13 protein-coding genes and 1 tRNA gene are annotated in these 15066 nt (G+C 72.0%); 6 read left to right on the top strand and 8 right to left on the bottom strand.

What is annotated here, in order from left to right; translation table 11 throughout:
• Nucleotides 1–295 precede the first annotated feature (295 nt).
• Together HDA32_RS03195 and HDA32_RS03190 are read right to left on the bottom strand one after the other, a co-directional pair.
• Nucleotides 296–367, bottom strand: a tRNA-Gln gene (locus HDA32_RS03195).
• 105 nt (nucleotides 368–472) lie between these two features.
• A complete protein-coding gene (locus HDA32_RS03190) occupies nucleotides 473–1462 on the bottom strand; it encodes a hypothetical protein (protein ID WP_179641731.1) in 990 nt (329 codons plus the stop codon).
• A gap of 306 nt (nucleotides 1463–1768) precedes the next feature.
• Between HDA32_RS03190 and HDA32_RS03185 the strand changes: the two genes are divergently transcribed.
• From HDA32_RS03185 to HDA32_RS03170, 4 genes are all read left to right on the top strand, one after another.
• Nucleotides 1769–2728, top strand: coding sequence for an acyl-CoA desaturase (locus tag HDA32_RS03185; protein WP_179641730.1), 960 nt, complete (start codon nucleotides 1769–1771; stop codon nucleotides 2726–2728).
• Nucleotides 2729–2742: 14 nt separating this feature from the next.
• Complete coding sequence (locus HDA32_RS03180) at nucleotides 2743–3402, top strand: TetR/AcrR family transcriptional regulator (protein ID WP_179641729.1); 660 nt, start codon at nucleotides 2743–2745, stop codon at nucleotides 3400–3402.
• A gap of 78 nt (nucleotides 3403–3480) precedes the next feature.
• A complete protein-coding gene (locus HDA32_RS03175; protein WP_179641728.1) occupies nucleotides 3481–3990 on the top strand; it encodes a MarR family winged helix-turn-helix transcriptional regulator in 510 nt (169 codons plus the stop codon).
• 84 nt (nucleotides 3991–4074) lie between these two features.
• A complete protein-coding gene (locus HDA32_RS03170; RefSeq protein WP_179641727.1) occupies nucleotides 4075–5022 on the top strand; it encodes an SGNH/GDSL hydrolase family protein in 948 nt (315 codons plus the stop codon).
• A 177-nt stretch (nucleotides 5023–5199) separates the two neighbouring features.
• On the opposite strand, the gene HDA32_RS03165 is transcribed toward HDA32_RS03170, so the two are convergent.
• The 3 genes from HDA32_RS03165 to HDA32_RS03155 all read right to left on the bottom strand — a co-directional run bounded on the left by HDA32_RS03165 (nucleotide 5200) and on the right by HDA32_RS03155 (nucleotide 8718).
• On the bottom strand, nucleotides 5200–6981 hold the full coding sequence (locus HDA32_RS03165) for an ABC-F family ATP-binding cassette domain-containing protein (protein ID WP_179641726.1): 1782 nt from the start codon (nucleotides 6979–6981) through the stop codon (nucleotides 5200–5202).
• Nucleotides 6982–7075: 94 nt separating this feature from the next.
• Nucleotides 7076–7975, bottom strand: coding sequence for a transketolase family protein (locus tag HDA32_RS03160; protein WP_179646436.1), 900 nt, complete (start codon nucleotides 7973–7975; stop codon nucleotides 7076–7078).
• A gap of 47 nt (nucleotides 7976–8022) precedes the next feature.
• The gene (locus tag HDA32_RS03155) at nucleotides 8023–8718 is read right to left on the bottom strand and encodes a thiamine pyrophosphate-binding protein (RefSeq protein ID WP_179641725.1); all 696 of its coding nucleotides are present in this window, start codon (nucleotides 8716–8718) and stop codon (nucleotides 8023–8025) included.
• A 58-nt stretch (nucleotides 8719–8776) separates the two neighbouring features.
• Here HDA32_RS03155 and soxR point away from each other — a divergent pair, with 58 nt between their 5' ends.
• A complete protein-coding gene (soxR, locus tag HDA32_RS03150) occupies nucleotides 8777–9238 on the top strand; it encodes a redox-sensitive transcriptional activator SoxR (protein ID WP_179641724.1) in 462 nt (153 codons plus the stop codon).
• A gap of 28 nt (nucleotides 9239–9266) precedes the next feature.
• Here soxR and HDA32_RS03145 read toward each other — a convergent pair whose 3' ends face one another.
• Nucleotides 9267–10184 (bottom strand): 4-(cytidine 5'-diphospho)-2-C-methyl-D-erythritol kinase, encoded by a 918-nt coding sequence (locus tag HDA32_RS03145; protein WP_179641723.1) that lies wholly within the window; start codon nucleotides 10182–10184, stop codon nucleotides 9267–9269.
• Nucleotides 10185–10430: 246 nt separating this feature from the next.
• On the opposite strand from HDA32_RS03145, the gene HDA32_RS03140 reads away from it, so the two are divergent.
• Complete coding sequence (locus tag HDA32_RS03140) at nucleotides 10431–12338, top strand: serine/threonine-protein kinase (RefSeq protein WP_179641722.1); 1908 nt, start codon at nucleotides 10431–10433, stop codon at nucleotides 12336–12338.
• Nucleotides 12339–12442: 104 nt separating this feature from the next.
• On the opposite strand, the gene rsmA is transcribed toward HDA32_RS03140, so the two are convergent.
• Together rsmA and HDA32_RS03130 are read right to left on the bottom strand one after the other, a co-directional pair.
• Nucleotides 12443–13321 (bottom strand): 16S rRNA (adenine(1518)-N(6)/adenine(1519)-N(6))-dimethyltransferase RsmA, encoded by an 879-nt coding sequence (rsmA, locus tag HDA32_RS03135; protein ID WP_179641721.1) that lies wholly within the window; start codon nucleotides 13319–13321, stop codon nucleotides 12443–12445.
• A gap of 243 nt (nucleotides 13322–13564) precedes the next feature.
• Nucleotides 13565–14656: a resuscitation-promoting factor gene (locus tag HDA32_RS03130; protein ID WP_312863023.1), complete on the bottom strand. Its 1092-nt coding sequence runs from the start codon at nucleotides 14654–14656 to the stop codon at nucleotides 13565–13567.
• Nucleotides 14657–15066: the final 410 nt, after the last annotated feature.

Here is a 15066-nt window from a genome sequence, read left to right as displayed (position 1 = left end):
CTCGATGATCGCTGGCGGATGACTGTGCGTCGGCGCGGACGGGACTGCCCCGCGGAGTCGACGTGGCGTGTCGGCGAGATTGCGTGGAAGCGTCGGGCGCGCGAACACCGGCGGCCCGAAACCGACATGGGCAGCATACATGCGGGCATCCCGGACGGAGGGCGCGGTGGGCGCACGGCCGACCCGCGGGCGCGACGGCCGGAGGCGGGGAGGAGCGGGTTCGGGGACTCGAACCCCATGTCTGTTTTGTGAGGCTTCCCGCAGGCCAGTGTCTGCACTGACGAGAGGAGGTTTGCTCCCGGGCCAGGGCTCGAACCTGGAATATCTGAACCAAAATCAGACGTGTTGCCGATTACACCACCCGGGACCGCGGAACGGGCACCCTCATCGCCACGGCTGATGGTGAATGAGGCATCACCCGTTCGATCGGGAACCAAGATAACCCGTCCCCTGCTCAAGGTCACCTCGATAATCATGCCAGACACACCGCCGCCCGGCGTGAACGGACGGTCCACACCGGACGACGGTGCCGCGTGAGCGGGGCCGCTACCAGGGAGCCTCCTCGGCCGACCAGATGTCGGAGACCGCTCCCTCGGAGCCCATCATGACGGCCTTCGCCCAGCCCTCGATGCGCTGGTAGAGCTGCGCGCTCTTGCGCACCCTGACGACCAGGCAGCCGTGGTAGTGGTCCCCGACCTTCTTGCGGACCGTCCGGGGATTGTGCTTCTTGATGGAGGGCTTCAGGAACCTCTCCGGCGGTACGCCGACGATCTCGGGCCCAGTACCCGGTCTCCGCCTCGATGTCCGCCGTCTCATGGATGCTCAGGTTGAAGGCCAGCCGATCGTCCTCGGCGCCCACGAGCCTCAAGAAGCGGAGGTACAGCAGGATCAGGGCGGGGTCGCTGTTGATCATGATGACGCGGGTCTCGCGCCGCCACGGCTTGCTCTTCGTCCCTTCGCACCAGTGAATCATCACCCCCGCGATGAGCACTTCACGGTCCGAGAGCTCACCGATCTCGGCTGCGGCCTCCGCCTTGAGCGTCCTCCGCTCCTTCTCCTTCTGCAGGCGATAGGCCTCCATCCGGTGCAGCGAGTAGTCCGCCCACTCCTCCGCTGTCATGTGGGCGTACTTCTCCGGGGGCGGCGTGGGCCGGTAGGTCTCCGGCTTGGGCAGATCTCGCAGCCACAGTGAGCAACTGCTCTCGGAGACCTTGAGCTTGCGGCTGATCGCCGTGTAGCTCCAGCCCTGCGTCCGCAGGTCCCGGGCCTGTTCCCGCAGTTCCGTCTTCGCCCGGTTGGCCAGGGCCTCGTGCACCGGCTCCACGTGGCCCTGGAGCAACGCGGTCAGCCCCCAGCCGCTCAGGCCGAGCTCGGCCCGGATCCGGGGATTGCTCCACCCCTGCTCGCGGAGTTCGACGGCACGGGCACGGAGGGCATCGTTCGAACGTGTGTTCCTGTCCATACCCCGAAGCATGCGCGATCCGGCACGTCGCCCGCCCGGCTTCCGCGGGTTGTCCACAGGGCCGGTTTCCCGAGGTAAGCGACATCTGCCGTTTCGGTCACATCGGCGCCTGGAAGCGGCCCACATGGGGCACTCCGCGGCCTTTGCCGGAAATTGGCCTCGTTCACTTGCCAAACCTACGTCAGCGTAGGTTACGGTTACGTAGGTATAAGTTTCACGACGACCGCCGGGCGGTCGGGTGACGCGGGGTCGTTCCCGCGCGTTCGCTCGACCAAACCGCACGGCCGCCATGACCAAGGTGGGTACATGACCGCAGCACCCGAGATCGCGCCCGACTCGACGACAAAACGCGCTCCTGAGCCGGAAGTGGATCCGCACGGCCGCGGCAAGGCGGAGCGCTACACCGTCTTCTTCTTCGTCTTCGTCCCGCTGCTGGCCCTGGTCGCGGCGGTGCCCTTCGCCTGGGGGTGGGGGCTGACCTGGACCGACGTCATCATCGGCGCGGTCTTCTACATCGTCAGCGGCCTCGGCATCACCGTCGGCTTCCACCGGCACTTCACGCACGGCTCGTTCAAGGCCAAGCGGCCGCTGCGGATCGCGCTGGCGATCGCCGGCAGCCTGGCCATCGAGGGCAGCGTCATCAAGTGGGTGGCCGACCACCGGCGCCACCACAAATACGCCGACGCCGAGGGCGACCCGCACTCGCCGTGGCGCTTCGGCGACGACTGGCGCTCGGTCGCCAAGGGCCTGTTCTACGCGCACATGGCGTGGCTGTTCCTGGACGAGCAGAAGACCTCGCCCAAGCGCTTCGCGCCCGACCTGCTCAAGGACAAGGACATCGTCCGGGTCGACAAGTGGTTCGGTCCCCTCGTCGGCTTCTCCCTGTTCGCTCCGGCCCTCATCGGCGGCCTGGTGACGATGTCGTGGTGGGGCGCCGTCACCGCGTTCTTCTGGGCCAGCCTGGTCCGCGTCGCGCTGCTGCACCACGTGACCTGGTCGATCAACTCGATCTGCCACACGATCGGCGAGGAGAACTTCGAGGTCCGCGACCGGTCGCGCAACGTGTGGTGGCTGGCGATCCCGTCCTTCGGCGAGTCCTGGCACAACCTGCACCACGCCGACCCCACCTGCGCCCGCCACGGGGTGCTCAAGGGCCAGATCGACATCTCCGCCCGGGTCATCTGGAGCTTCGAGAAGCTCGGCTGGGCGACGAAGGTCCGTTGGCCGAATGCGGAACGCCTGTCCGCCAAACGCGTCAGCGTCTAGACTGATTGGCCATCATGGAAGCCGTGAGCGAGCAGAAACCCCGGTCGCGTAGGAAACGCATGACCGGCAAGGAGCGCCGGGAGCAGCTTCTCGACATCGGACGGGAACTCTTCGCCGAGCGCGGCTTCGATGGCACCTCGATCGAGGAGATCGCGGCGCGCGCCGGCGTCTCCAAGCCCGTGGTCTACGAGCACTTCGGCGGCAAGGAGGGCATCTACGCCGTTGTCGTGGACCGCGAGATGCAGAAGTTGCTGGGCATGGTCGGCGACGCGCTGATCGGCGACCATGCCCGCGACAAGTTGGAGCATGCCGCGCTGGCCCTGCTGCGTTACGTGGAGGAGAGCAGCCAGGGGTTCCGCATCCTGGCGCGCGACTCCCACGCGGCGTCGGGCACGGGCAGTTTCGCGAGCCTGATCAGCGACATCGCCACCCAGGTGGAGCACATCCTCGGGGAGGAGTTCAAGTCGCGCGGGTACGACCCGAAGCTGGCGCCGCTGTACGCGCAGTCGCTGGTGGGCATGGTGGCGCTGACCGGCCAGTGGTGGCTGGAGGTGCGCAGGCCCAAGCGCGAGGTGGTGGCGGCGCACTTGGTGAACCTGGCGTGGAACGGGTTGTCGAGCCTGGATCCCAAGCCCCGGTTGGAGACCGTGCAGCACCGGCGCAAGGGCGATTGACCTCGTCCTCGCGGCGCGGGCCGGGACGCCCCTGACGGGCCGCCACACTATCTTGATGTCAAGAGATAAGCTACGGGCATGCGCGATGAGGTTGACGGTCTGGTCGAGGCGTGGCGCGCCCAGCGCCCCGATCTCGACGTCGAGCCGCTGCAGGTACTCAGCCGGGTCTCGCGGCTGGCGCGGCACCTCGATCGCGCGCGGCGCACGGTGTTCACCGAGCACGGCCTGGAACCGTGGGAGTTCGACGTGCTGGCCGAACTGCGCCGGTCGGGTCCGCCCTACGAGCTGAGCCCGGGACGGCTGCTGCGCGCGACCCTGGTGACCTCGGGGACCATGACCAACCGGATCGACCGCCTGGCCGCGGCCGCGCTGGTGCGGCGCTTCCCCGATCCCGCCGACAAGCGGGGCGTCCTGGTGCGGCTCACCGACGAGGGCAAGGAGCGCGTGGACGCCGCGCTGGCCGATCTGCTCAGTTACGAGGAGTCGATCCTGGGCGAGATGGGCGCCGACGACCGCGGACGGCTCGCCTCGCTGCTGAGATCGGTCCTCTCCCCCCTCGACGAATCCCCGGTCCATCCGCGACCCTAGTTACTCGGCGGTATCCCCGGTGCGGACGCCGTTCGGGGGCGCACGTGGAGATCCTGCGCGGATCCGGTGGAGAGGTGCGTGGACATGCGCTGGCGTGCTTGTGCGGCCGCGGCCGCGGTGGCGGCCCTGGTGGCCGGAGGGTGCTCCTCCGGCGGTGGCGACGAGACCCCGGAGAAGCGCTTCTACCTGTCGCTGGGCGACTCGCTCGCGGTCGGCGTCCAGCCGGGCGAGGACGGCGGGTACGCCGAGACCGACGAGGGCTACACCGACGCCCTGTACCGCGCGCTCTACGACCGCGACTCCACCCTGGAGCACGTCAGGATGGGCTGCGGCGGCGAGGACAGCAGCACGTTCGTCTCCGGCGGGATGGCTGACTGCGACTACGAGGAGGGCTCGCAGTTGGCGACGGCCGAGGCGTTCCTGCAGGCCAACCGCAGTGACGTCGCCCTGGTGACGGTGGACGTCGGCGCGAACAACTTCACCCGGTGCGCCTACGACGGCAGCGGCGAGGTGGGCACCGACATCGACGAGGAGTGCGTCGAGGACGGGCTGCGGCGCCTGCGCGAGGAGGCCCCGGCGATCGCCGAGCGCCTGCGCTCGGCCGCGGGCGAGGACGTGCAGATCATCGGGATGACCTACTACAACCCGTTCCTGGCGGCCCTGCTGCTGGAGGACCTGGAGGGCGCCGCCGCCGGGCTCGCCGGCGAGGGCAGGGGGGACGGCGGGGAGCCGGAGGAGGACTCCGGCGAGGACCTCGCCCGCTACTCCAACGACGTCCTGGCCGAGATGAACCGGGTGCTGACGGAGGCCTACGGCGCGGCGGGCATCGACGTGGCCGACGTCTCGGCGGCCTTCGAGTCGGGGGACTTCGAGGTGCCGGCCGGCAGCGACACCGGCATGCCGGCCAACGTGCAGAGGATCTGCGACTACACCTGGATGTGCAACACCGACCGGGGCCCCGACATCCACACCAACCGGGCCGGCGCCAACGAGATCGCGGAGGTGTTCGAGGAGGTCGTGGAGCTGCCTTAGAGGTGTCCGCCCACCTGGACGCCGACGGCTCCCCACCTCGGCCACAGAGGAGTTCGCGGTGACTGGGCGATCCGCTCGCGTGGCCGCAGGTCCCGTGGACGGAGATCGCCCACCCGCACGCCTACTCCGTCCTGGGGCGGGCCTTCAAGACCCCCTGAAGTCACCGCGAGGCCCGGGTCACTCCCCCATTCGCTCGGCCTGGGCGAGCCAGGCCTCCTCCAGCTCGTCCTTCTCGGCGGTGAGCACCTTGAGTTCGGCGTCGAGGTCGGCCAGCCGGGTGTAGTCGTCGGCGGCCTGCGCCATCAGCTCGTGCAGTTCGGCCTCTCTGGCGCCGATCCGGTCGATGCGGCGCTCGACGCGCTGCATCTCCTTCTGCGCGGCGCGGCGCTCGGCGGCCGACATCTGCGGGGCCGCCTCCTGCTGCGCGTCCTGGCGGTCCTCGTCGGCGCGGGTGACGGGCACCCGGCCGGTGTCGGCGGTCTCGGCGCGCCGGGCCAGGTACTCCTCGACGCCGCCGGGCAGGAACAGCAGCCTGCGGTCGCCCAGCAGCGCCAGCACGCGGTCGCAGACACGCTCCAGGAAGTAGCGGTCGTGGCTGACCAGCACCAGTGACCCCGGCCAGCCGTCGAGCAGGTCCTCCAGCTCGGTCAGCGTCTCGATGTCGAGGTCGTTGGTCGGCTCGTCCAGCAGCAGCACGTTGGGCTCGTCCATGAGCAGCCGGAGGAGCTGGAGCCGCCGCCGCTCCCCGCCGGAGAGGTCGCCGATGGGGGTCCACTGGCGTTCGCCGCGGAAACCGAAGCGCTCCAGCATCTGGCTGGCGGAGTACTCCCGCTTGCCGATGGTGACGTGCTCGCGGATCTCCATGACGGCCTCCAGCGGCCGGCGTCCGGAGTCGAGTTCGGTGATGTTCTGCGACAGGTGCGCGAGCCGCACGGTCTTGCCGTGCCGGATCGAGCCGGCGTCGGGTTCGCGCTCTCCTGCGAGCAGGCGCAGCAGAGTCGTCTTGCCCGAGCCGTTGACGCCGACGAGGCCGACCCGTTCGCCCGGGCCGAGCTGCCAGGTGAGGTGCTCCAGCAGGGTCTGGTCGCCGGCCTTGAGGGTGGCGTCCTCGACGTCGACGACGGTCTTGCCCAGCCGCGTGCCGGCGAAGCGGACGAGTTCGACGGTGTCGCGGACCGGGGGTTCGTTGGCGATGAGGGCGTTGGCGGCGTCGATCCGGAATTTGGGCTTGGAGGTCCGGGCGGGCGGGCCGCGCCGCAGCCAGGCGAGCTCCTTGCGCATGAGGTTCTGGCGGCGTTCCTCTGCGGCCTGGGCGAGGCGCTGGCGTTCGGCCTTGGCCAGCACGTAGGCGGCGTAGCCGCCCTCGTAGCGTTCGACCCGGCCGTCCACGACCTCCCAGGTGCGGTTGGTGACGGCGTCGAGGAACCAGCGGTCGTGGGTGACGACGACCAGTGCCTCCCTGCGCGCCTTGACGTGCTGGGCGAGCCAGGCGATGCCTTCGATGTCGAGGTGGTTGGTCGGCTCGTCCAGGATGATCAGATCGTGGGTCTCGATGAGCATCCTGGCCAGTCCGGCGCGGCGGCGCTCCCCGCCGGACAGGGCCGCCATCGGGGTGTCGAGGTCCCATCCGCTGAGCAGTCCGCGCAGCACGTCGCGGACCCTGGCGTCGCCGGCCCACTCGTGCTCGGCGAGTTCGCCGAGCACGAAGGCGCCGACGCTGGTGTCGGGGAAGCTGTCGCGCTGGTGCAGGAAGCCGACGCGCAGGCCGCGGCTGTGGATCACCCGGCCGGAGTCGGGCTCGGTGCGCGCGGCCAGCACCGACACGAGCGTGGACTTGCCGCCGCCGTTGCGGCCGACCACGCCGATGCGGTCGCCCTCGTCGACGCCGAGCGAGACGGTGTCGAGCAGCACCAGGGGCCCGTAGGCCAGGGATACGTCCTGAAGGTTGACGAGATTCATCGTGGTTCCATTCTGGTGGCTGCACCGCGATGAAATGACCACGCCCGCCGTTCGCCGGCCCGCCGCCCGTCCCGCCGCTCCGGTCGCTCCCCGGTCACTCCGGGAAGAAGTCCCGCGCCGCGGCGGCGATCCCGGCGGCGTCGAGGCCGTGGGCCCGGTCGTGGTCATCGGGGGTTCCGTAGCCGCGCAGCTCGCTGCCGCGGGGGACGCCGAGGCAGAGCTGGCGGTGCCGGCGGTCGCTCAGCGCTTCGCCGACCTCGTGGGCCGAGGTGCCGCTCAGGTAGGGCTCGACGATCATGACGTCGGCGTGGCCGGCCGCGGCCGCGGCGGCGTTCAGGCCGACGCGGTCGAACGGGCGGACCGTGGCCAGGTAGCCGACCGTGACGTCCATGCCGGCCGTCGCGGCGAGCACCCGGTCCAGCATGGGGCCCACGGCGACCACCACGCCCCGGGACCGCGCCGATCCGGCGCGGACGACCACCAGCCCCTGGCCGACCGGGCGGGCCGCGGCGTTGCCGCGCGTGGACAGCCGCAGGTACACGCGGTCGTCGGAGCGCAGTGCCGGACCGAGGAGCGCGGGCACCTCCGCGGCGTGGCCGGGGACGTGCACGGTCCAGCCGGGCAGGGTGTCGAGGAGCGCGACGTCGCCGGGCGCCATGTGGGTGCGGCCCATGCCCGCCCCGTCGTAGGAGGCGCCGACGCTGACCAGGACCGCGCCGACGTCCTGGTGGCCGAGGTCCAGCTTGACCTGCTCGAAGGGGCGCTCCACCAGGAAGGGGGCGTAGGTGTGGACGACGGGGCGCATCCCGGTCAGCGCCAGGCCGCCGGCCACGCCGATCATGAGCTGCTCGCGGATGCCGACGTTGACGACCCGTTCGGGGTGGCGGGCCGCGGCCTGGACGAAGTTGTCCGCGGAGATGTCGGCGAGCACCACGGCCGGCCGGGGGTCGGTGTCGAGGGCCGCGGTGACGGTGTCGATGAAGGATTCCCGCATCTGCTGCGGCACGACGGTCCGCGGCGCGGTGGCGGTGGCGGTCATGTTCACCATTCCTTGGGGTTGACGCGGGCCACGACGGCCAGCGGCCGGCCGTGGTGCGGCGCGGTGAGCGCCTCGTGCAGGGCGGTGTGGTCGCGGGCGACGGTCGAGCGGGCGGCCCATCCCTCGCGGGAGAACCGGTCGGCGATGCCGCCGGGCCAGCCGAGCGAGGCCGACCGGTTGTCGATGACGACGGCGGTGAGGTTGTCCAGCCCGAACCGGCCGGCGACCGCGATGGCCTCGTGGTTGCTGCCCTCGTCGAGTTCGGCGTCGCCGAGGAGCACCACCACCCTCGGTTCCGGCCGCCCTTGGGCGCGCAGCCCCAGGGCGGTGCCCAGGCCCAGGCCGAGCCCGTGGCCGAGGGAGCCGCTGCCGATCTCCGCACCGGGCACGAGGACCCGGTCGGGGTGGTGGCCCAGCGGCGAGTCGAACTCCGCCCAGCGGCGCAGGGTGGGCACGTCGAGGAAGCCCTTGGCCGCGAGCACCGCGTAGTAGGCGGCGGGACCGTGGCCCTTGGAGAGCAGGAAGCGGTCGCGTCCGGGGTCGTCGGCGCGTTCGGGTGAGACGTCGAGGACGCGGTCGTAGAGGACCCACAGCACGTCCAGCGTCGACTCGGCGGCCGCGCGGTGCTTCTCGTCGCCGGTCATCAGCCCGATGAGCGCCGGCAGGTCGGCGTATCTGGAAAAGGTCTTCGTCGGCATGGCGCCAGTCTCAGACCTCGAGTTAACTGGAGGTCAATCGGAGAAGTGAGGGAGTGATATGAGTCACCTTCCCGTCCGGCTCACGATCGGCCAGCTCGCCGAGCGCAGCGGCGTCGCGCACACCACGCTGCGGTTCTACGAGGAGCGCGGCCTGATCCGGTCCGAACGCACGAGCGGCAACCAGCGCCGCTACCACCGCAACGTGCTGCGCCGCCTGGCGTTCATCTCCGCGGCGCAGCGCGTCGGCCTGACGCTCAACCAGATCCGCGACGCGCTCGGCGCCCTCCCCGACGGGCGCACGCCCACCACGCAGGACTGGGCGCGGCTCTCGGAGGACTGGCGCGCCGAGCTCGACACTCGGATCGACGCGCTGCAGCGGCTGCGGGACCGGCTCACCTCCTGCATCGGCTGCGGGTGCCTGTCGCTGCGCTCCTGCGGGCTGCACAACAAGGACGACGCGCTGGCCGCCTACGGCCCGGGCGCGCCGCTGCTCAAACCGGCGGGTGAGGGCGGCAGGTGAACACGGCCGGGGGCGGCCCCGGCGGCCCCTACAGCAGGGTCGCCCCCGGGACGTCGCCGTGGGCGCGCACGGTCCGCCCGCAGCGCCCGGAGTCCTCCAGCGCCGCGGCGACCTCGGCGGCGCCGGCCTCGTCGGCTGCGAGGAAGGCGCAGGTGGGGCCGGATCCGGAGACGATCGCGCCGAGCGCACCGGCTTCCCTGCCGACGGCGAGGACCCCGCGCAGCCGGGGGCGCAGCGAGAACGCCGCGCGCTCCAGGTCGTTGGAGAGCGCGGCGCCGAGCGCGGCGGCGTCGCCCGCGGCCAGCGCGGCCATCAGGTCGGCGTCGAGTCCGGGCTCGGGGGCGCCGGGGCGCAGCCGGTCGTACTCGCCGAACACCGCCGCCGTCGACAATCCCTCCTCGGCCAGTGCGAACACCCAGTGGAACCGGCCCCCGCACGGCACGGGTTCGAGGAGCTCGCCGCGCCCGGTGCCCACGGCGGTGCCGCCGACGAGCGGGAACGGCACGTCGCTGCCGAGCCGCGCGGCGAGGGCGAGGAGGTCCGCGCGTGCGAGGCCGGTCCGCCACAACGTGTCGCACGCCACAAGGGTCGCGGCGGCGTCGGCACTCCCGCCGGCCATGCCGCCGGCGACCGGGATCGTCTTGTGCAGGTGGATGCCGACCGGGGTGCCGGCACCGGTCTCACGTGCCAGGAGCGCGGCGGCGCGGGCGGCGAGGTTGCCGGAGTCGAGGGGCACGTCGGCGGCCCGGGGACCGAGATCGCCGCCGACGGTCAGCGCCACCGGGTCCAGGGCCGCCCCCGGATCCCCCTCCGTGACGGTAACCTCGTCGAAGAGCGAAACAGCGTGAAAGACATTGACCAGATCGTGGTATCCATCTTCGCGCGCTGGCCCCACCGCTAGCTGGAGGTTTACCTTCGCGGGTACTCGAACGGTTATGGCGGTCATAGCGGTCACGAGTCCTAGATCGTAAAGGAAACCCCACCTCCGTGAACCCACACATCCGCCCACGGTCGGCCGTGCGGTTCACCCGTCGCGCTCAGGACGGTGGGCGTTCCCCTGGCGATTCCCCCTCCCCCGCCGCCACTGTCGGCTTCCGCGATCGGACCCGGCGGCCGGTGCGGGTGGGTATCAGGACGCAATCCCCGCTACCTTTGGGCCAGACGGAGTTTGGACACCGTCGGGGAGGGTCGCTTGCCGTCGGATGGGCTCCCGAAGAACCTGGAACCGTTGGCCGCCGGAGATCCGGCCACCATCGGTCCTTACGTGCTGGCCGGACGTCTGGGCAGCGGAGGAATGGGGACGGTCTACCTCGGCCGCGCCCCTGAGAAGGGTGCCCAGGTCGCGATCAAGGTGATCCGGCCGGAACTGGCCTTCGACGAGGCCACCCGCGCCCGGTTCCGCGACGAGATGGAGAACGCCCGCAGGGTCGCCTCCTTCTGCACCGCCAAGATCCTCGACCACGGGACCTTCGAGAGCCGGCCCTACATGGTCACCGAGTACATCGCGGGCACGGCCCTGGCCGAGCACATCGCCAAGCACGGCGCGCTCGACTCCAGCACGCTGCACGGCTTCGCCCTGGGCGTGGCCGCGGCGCTGGCGGCCATCCACGGCGCCGGCCTGGTGCACCGCGACCTCAAGCCGGCCAACGTGCTGCTGTCGCTGTCGGGGCCCCGGGTGATCGACTTCGGCATCGCCCGCGCGCTCAACACCATGACCAACCACACCCAGACCGGCATCGTGATGGGCAGCCCCGGCTGGATGGCACCCGAGCAGCTGCTGGAGGAGAAGGTCACCACAGCAGCCGACATCTTCGCGTGGGGCTGCCTCGTGGCGTTCGCCGGCAACGGCGCGCACCCGTTCGGCAACGGCGACGCGATGACGCTGGGCAAGCGGGTGCTCTTCGCCGAGCCGCAGATCGGCGAGCTCGACAGCCCGCTGGACCGGCTGGTGGCCCAGGCGCTGGCCAAGGAGCCGGAGCGGCGGCCCAAGGCGCAGGACCTCCTGCTGGAGCTGGCCGGCGGCGGCTCCGAGAACAACAACGACGCCAACGACATGGTCAGCCACGCGCTGCACCAGTCGTGGCGGCCGAACCTGCCGCCGATGCCGCCCATGCCCCCGCAGGGCCCGCCGCCCGGTCCGCACCAGACGGGCACGGGCATGCGCCCCCCGCAGCCGCAGCCGCCGCACCAGGGTCCGCCCGGCCCGCACCGTCCGCAGCCCTATCCGCCCGCGCCCATGCCGCACCCGCCCAGCGGCGCGGCGCCCGCTCCGGCGCACCAGAGCCAGCAGATGCAGCGCCCGGCGGCGGCCCCCGGCCGGCAGGCCCAGCCGCACCACACCGGCCAGTTCCCGGTGGTCTCCCCGCACCACACCGGGCCGATCCCGCCCGTGCCGCAGTCCGGGGCGCAGCAGGGGCAGCCGGGTTCGCGGCCGCAGGCCCAGCCCTACGTGCCGCCGGTCCCGCCGCCCCCGCACAACCCGATGCAGCCGGAGAAGCGGCGCACGCGGTGGGTGGCGACCATCGCGGTCATCGCGGCCGTCCTGCTGCTGGCGTTGTTCACCGTGCTCACCGTGCTGGGGGCCAACGGCCTGTCCCTGCCGTGGCAGGACGGCGACTCCCGGCAGGAGCAGAACGAGCCCGACTCCCAGGGCGAGGCCAAGCCCGAGGACTCGCCCGGCGACTCCGACGGAGGGGCCGCGGCCGCCGAGGGCGCCGTCAGCGACGACCTGATGGAGTTCCGGGTTCGCGACCTCGCGTGCAGCCCGTCCCTGGAGGGGCGGTCCAGCCTCACGCACGGGACGTACTGCGTCCTGCCGATGGAGGCGCGCAACATCACCGGCGAGACGCTGCGGTTCCAGCCGGAGCTGCAGCGGATCGGCGGCGAGGGCTCCCCGATGTTCCCCGCCGAGGACCCCATCGGCTCCGAGGCCCAGGACTCGCTCTGGCAGGCGATAGGGCCGCAGGAGCAGGCCGAGGGCAAGCTCGTCTTCATCGTCGAGGACGGCGTGCAGCCGACCCGGCTGCTCCTGAAGAGCACGGAGAACAGCGGCGGCGCCTTGGTGGACCTGGAAGCCCTAGCGGCCGGCGAACCGGCCTGAGCGGCCCTTTCAGAGCCGTTGCGCGCCCCGCCCGGCGCGAGGCGCTCCCGCCGGACCGGGAGTCGGCGGGATCCGGGAGCGGGCCGCCTCGTCCGGCCCCTGGGTCAGGGGGCGCCCGCCGGCCCCTCCTCGGCGATCCGGGCGAAGGCGGTGACGTCGAGGGCCTCTCCGCGGGCCGACGGATCCACGCCGGCCGAGCGCAGGGCGGCCTCGGCGACCGGCGCCGACCCGGCCCAGGAGGCCAGGGCCGCGCGCAGGGTCTTGCGGCGCTGGGCGAACGCCGCGTCGACGACCGCGAACACCTCCTGCCGGGAGGCCCGCGTCGGCGGCGCGGGGCGGCGGAGCAGTTCGACCAGGCCGGAGTCGACGTTGGGCGCCGGCCAGAAGACGTTGCGCCCGATCGCGCCCGCGCGGCGCACGTCGGCGTACCAGGCGGCCTTGACCGAGGGCGTGCCGTAGGTGCGGCTTCCCGGCTTCGCCGCCAGCCGGTCGGCCACCTCGGACTGCACCATGACCAGCCCGCGCCGCAGTGAGGGCAGCAGCTCCAGCAGGTGCAGCACGACGGGGACGGCGACGTTGTAGGGCAGGTTGGCGACCAGCGCGGTGGGGTCGGGGCCGGGCAGCTCCGCCACGCGCATGGCGTCGGCGGCCAGCACCTCCAGCCGGTCGGCGAGCTCGGGGGCGAGCTCGGCGACGGTGCCGGGCAGCGCCGCGGCCAGCTTCGGGTCGATCTCGACCGCGGTGACCCGCCGCACGTGCGGCAGCAGCGCCAGCGTCAGCGAGCCCAGGCCCGGCCCCACCTCGACCACGACGTCCTCGGGGCCGACCCCCGAGGCGCGCACGATCCGGCGCACCGTCCCCGCGTCGATGACGAAGTTCTGGCCGAGCGCCTTCGTCGGCCGGATGCCCAGGCGCTCGGCGAGCCGCCGCACGTCGGCGGGCGTGAGCAGGCGGGCGGTGTCGGATCTGTCGGAGTGGGTCACCCCCACATTTTGGCAGGCCGGGACCGTGCTCCTCCCCACCGATCCCGGCACCGCGGGCCGGCGGCGGCCGGCAGCGGCCAGATCGCTGATGGGAGTTGGAAGGCTGTGGCCGGAGTTCTCCGTTCACCACCGCATGACCCGGGGAGGCTGCCGCTCAGCGCCGGCGCGCCGGCAACAGCCCCACCAGGCCCGCAGAACCACGGCAGGGGCCGGAGGCATTCCCCGTCCTCCCCCATCAGCGATCTAGTCGAACAGGTGCACGCCGCAGTTGGGCCACTGGCTCTGCCAGTTGCCGTTGACCATGTTGTAGAGCGTCTTCGCGCGCATCGTCTGCTCGTCGGCGCCGGCCTCGCTGGGCAGGCCGCTGCCGCCCGCGGAGGCCCAGGTGGCCTCGGAGAACTGGTAGAGGCCGTAGTAGCCGGCCGGGTTCACCGCCGTGGGGTCGCCGCCGGACTCGCACTCGGCGAGCGCCGCCCAGTTGAGGCTGTCGGCCTCGCCGCCGACGTCGGGGTCGACGTCGGCCTCGGGCTCCTTGGTGCCGACCTCGGTGATGCCCTTGACCGGCTCCTTGACGACCTCCTCCTCCAGGACGTACTCGGTCTCCTCGCCGTTGCGCATGACGGTGGCGACGGTGATCTCCTTGACGCCGTCCTCGGGCTCCTGGACGACCCTCTCCTCGCCCTTCTCCAGCTCGTCGGTCTCGCGCTCCTCGACCTCGGCCTCGATCGGGACCTCCTCGGTCTCGGGCTCGGAGAGCAGTTGCAGGACGTCGATGACCATCCCGTCGGTCGGCTCCTCGTCCAGGGCCGGCTCGACGACGTCGTGCTCGCCCAGCTCGATCCCGTTGTCGTCGAGCACCTCCTCGACGGTCCCCGCGTTGGTGTCGGCCTCCAGGCGCACCCGGTCGCGCAGGATGACCACGTGCCGGGCGCTGCGCGCCTCGACCTCCAGGCCGGAGAAGGGCACCTCGGTGGAGCGCTCCACCGACAGCGACAGCGCCTCGCCGCCCATGCCCACCTGGTCCAGCGCCTCGCCGACGGTGAGCGCGGTGACCCAGTGGGTGGAGGACTCGCCGTCCACGGTCAGGGTGAGCTGCCGGCCCCGGCGCACCAGCACATCGGCGCCCTGGCCCAGTTCGGTCCCTGGCGCCGGGGCGACGGCGTCGCGTTCGCCCAGGCTGACCTCGGCGGCGTCCAGGACGTCCTGGACGGTGGCGCCGAAGGTGTGCACGGTCTGGCTCTCACCGTCGATCGTGAGGGTGATCCGCTTGTCCATGGCGAAGGCCGTTCCGCCGCCCAGCAGGACGACCACGGCCGTGATCGCGGCGATGAGCACCGGCTTGCGCGAGCGCGGCCGCCCCAGGGGGAGCCGCCGTTTCGAGAAGAGGGATCCGCCGGTCCCGCGGGGGCGGCGGGAGGCCCGTCGGGGGGCGTGGGGGCGCGCCGAGGGAGTACGCACGATTGGTTCCGACCTTCGATCACGGAGACTGGGGGAAGCTGGGGAAGTGGGGGAGGAGCCGAGGCGCGGCCTCGGCAAGGAGGGAGTCGCGGGGGGACTTCGGCGGCCGGGCTCGGTGTGAAACACCTGCCGCGGCGGCGATTCGGGGACTTCACAGACCTCGAAGACACCGGGAAGTTATCACAGGGGTTGGAGATCAGGTTTGGTAACGGCCGGAACCGGGACCTCGGGTCACGCCCGACGACGGCGGCCCGGGAACGGCGCCCGGCCGGGTGACCGGCGCCCGC

Origin of the sequence: Spinactinospora alkalitolerans, from assembly GCF_013408795.1 — a bacterium.
In the GTDB taxonomy this organism is placed as follows: domain Bacteria; phylum Actinomycetota; class Actinomycetes; order Streptosporangiales; family Streptosporangiaceae; genus Spinactinospora; species Spinactinospora alkalitolerans.
Note: the sequence above shows the minus strand (reverse complement) of the source record. Positions and strands in the feature narration are given on the sequence as shown.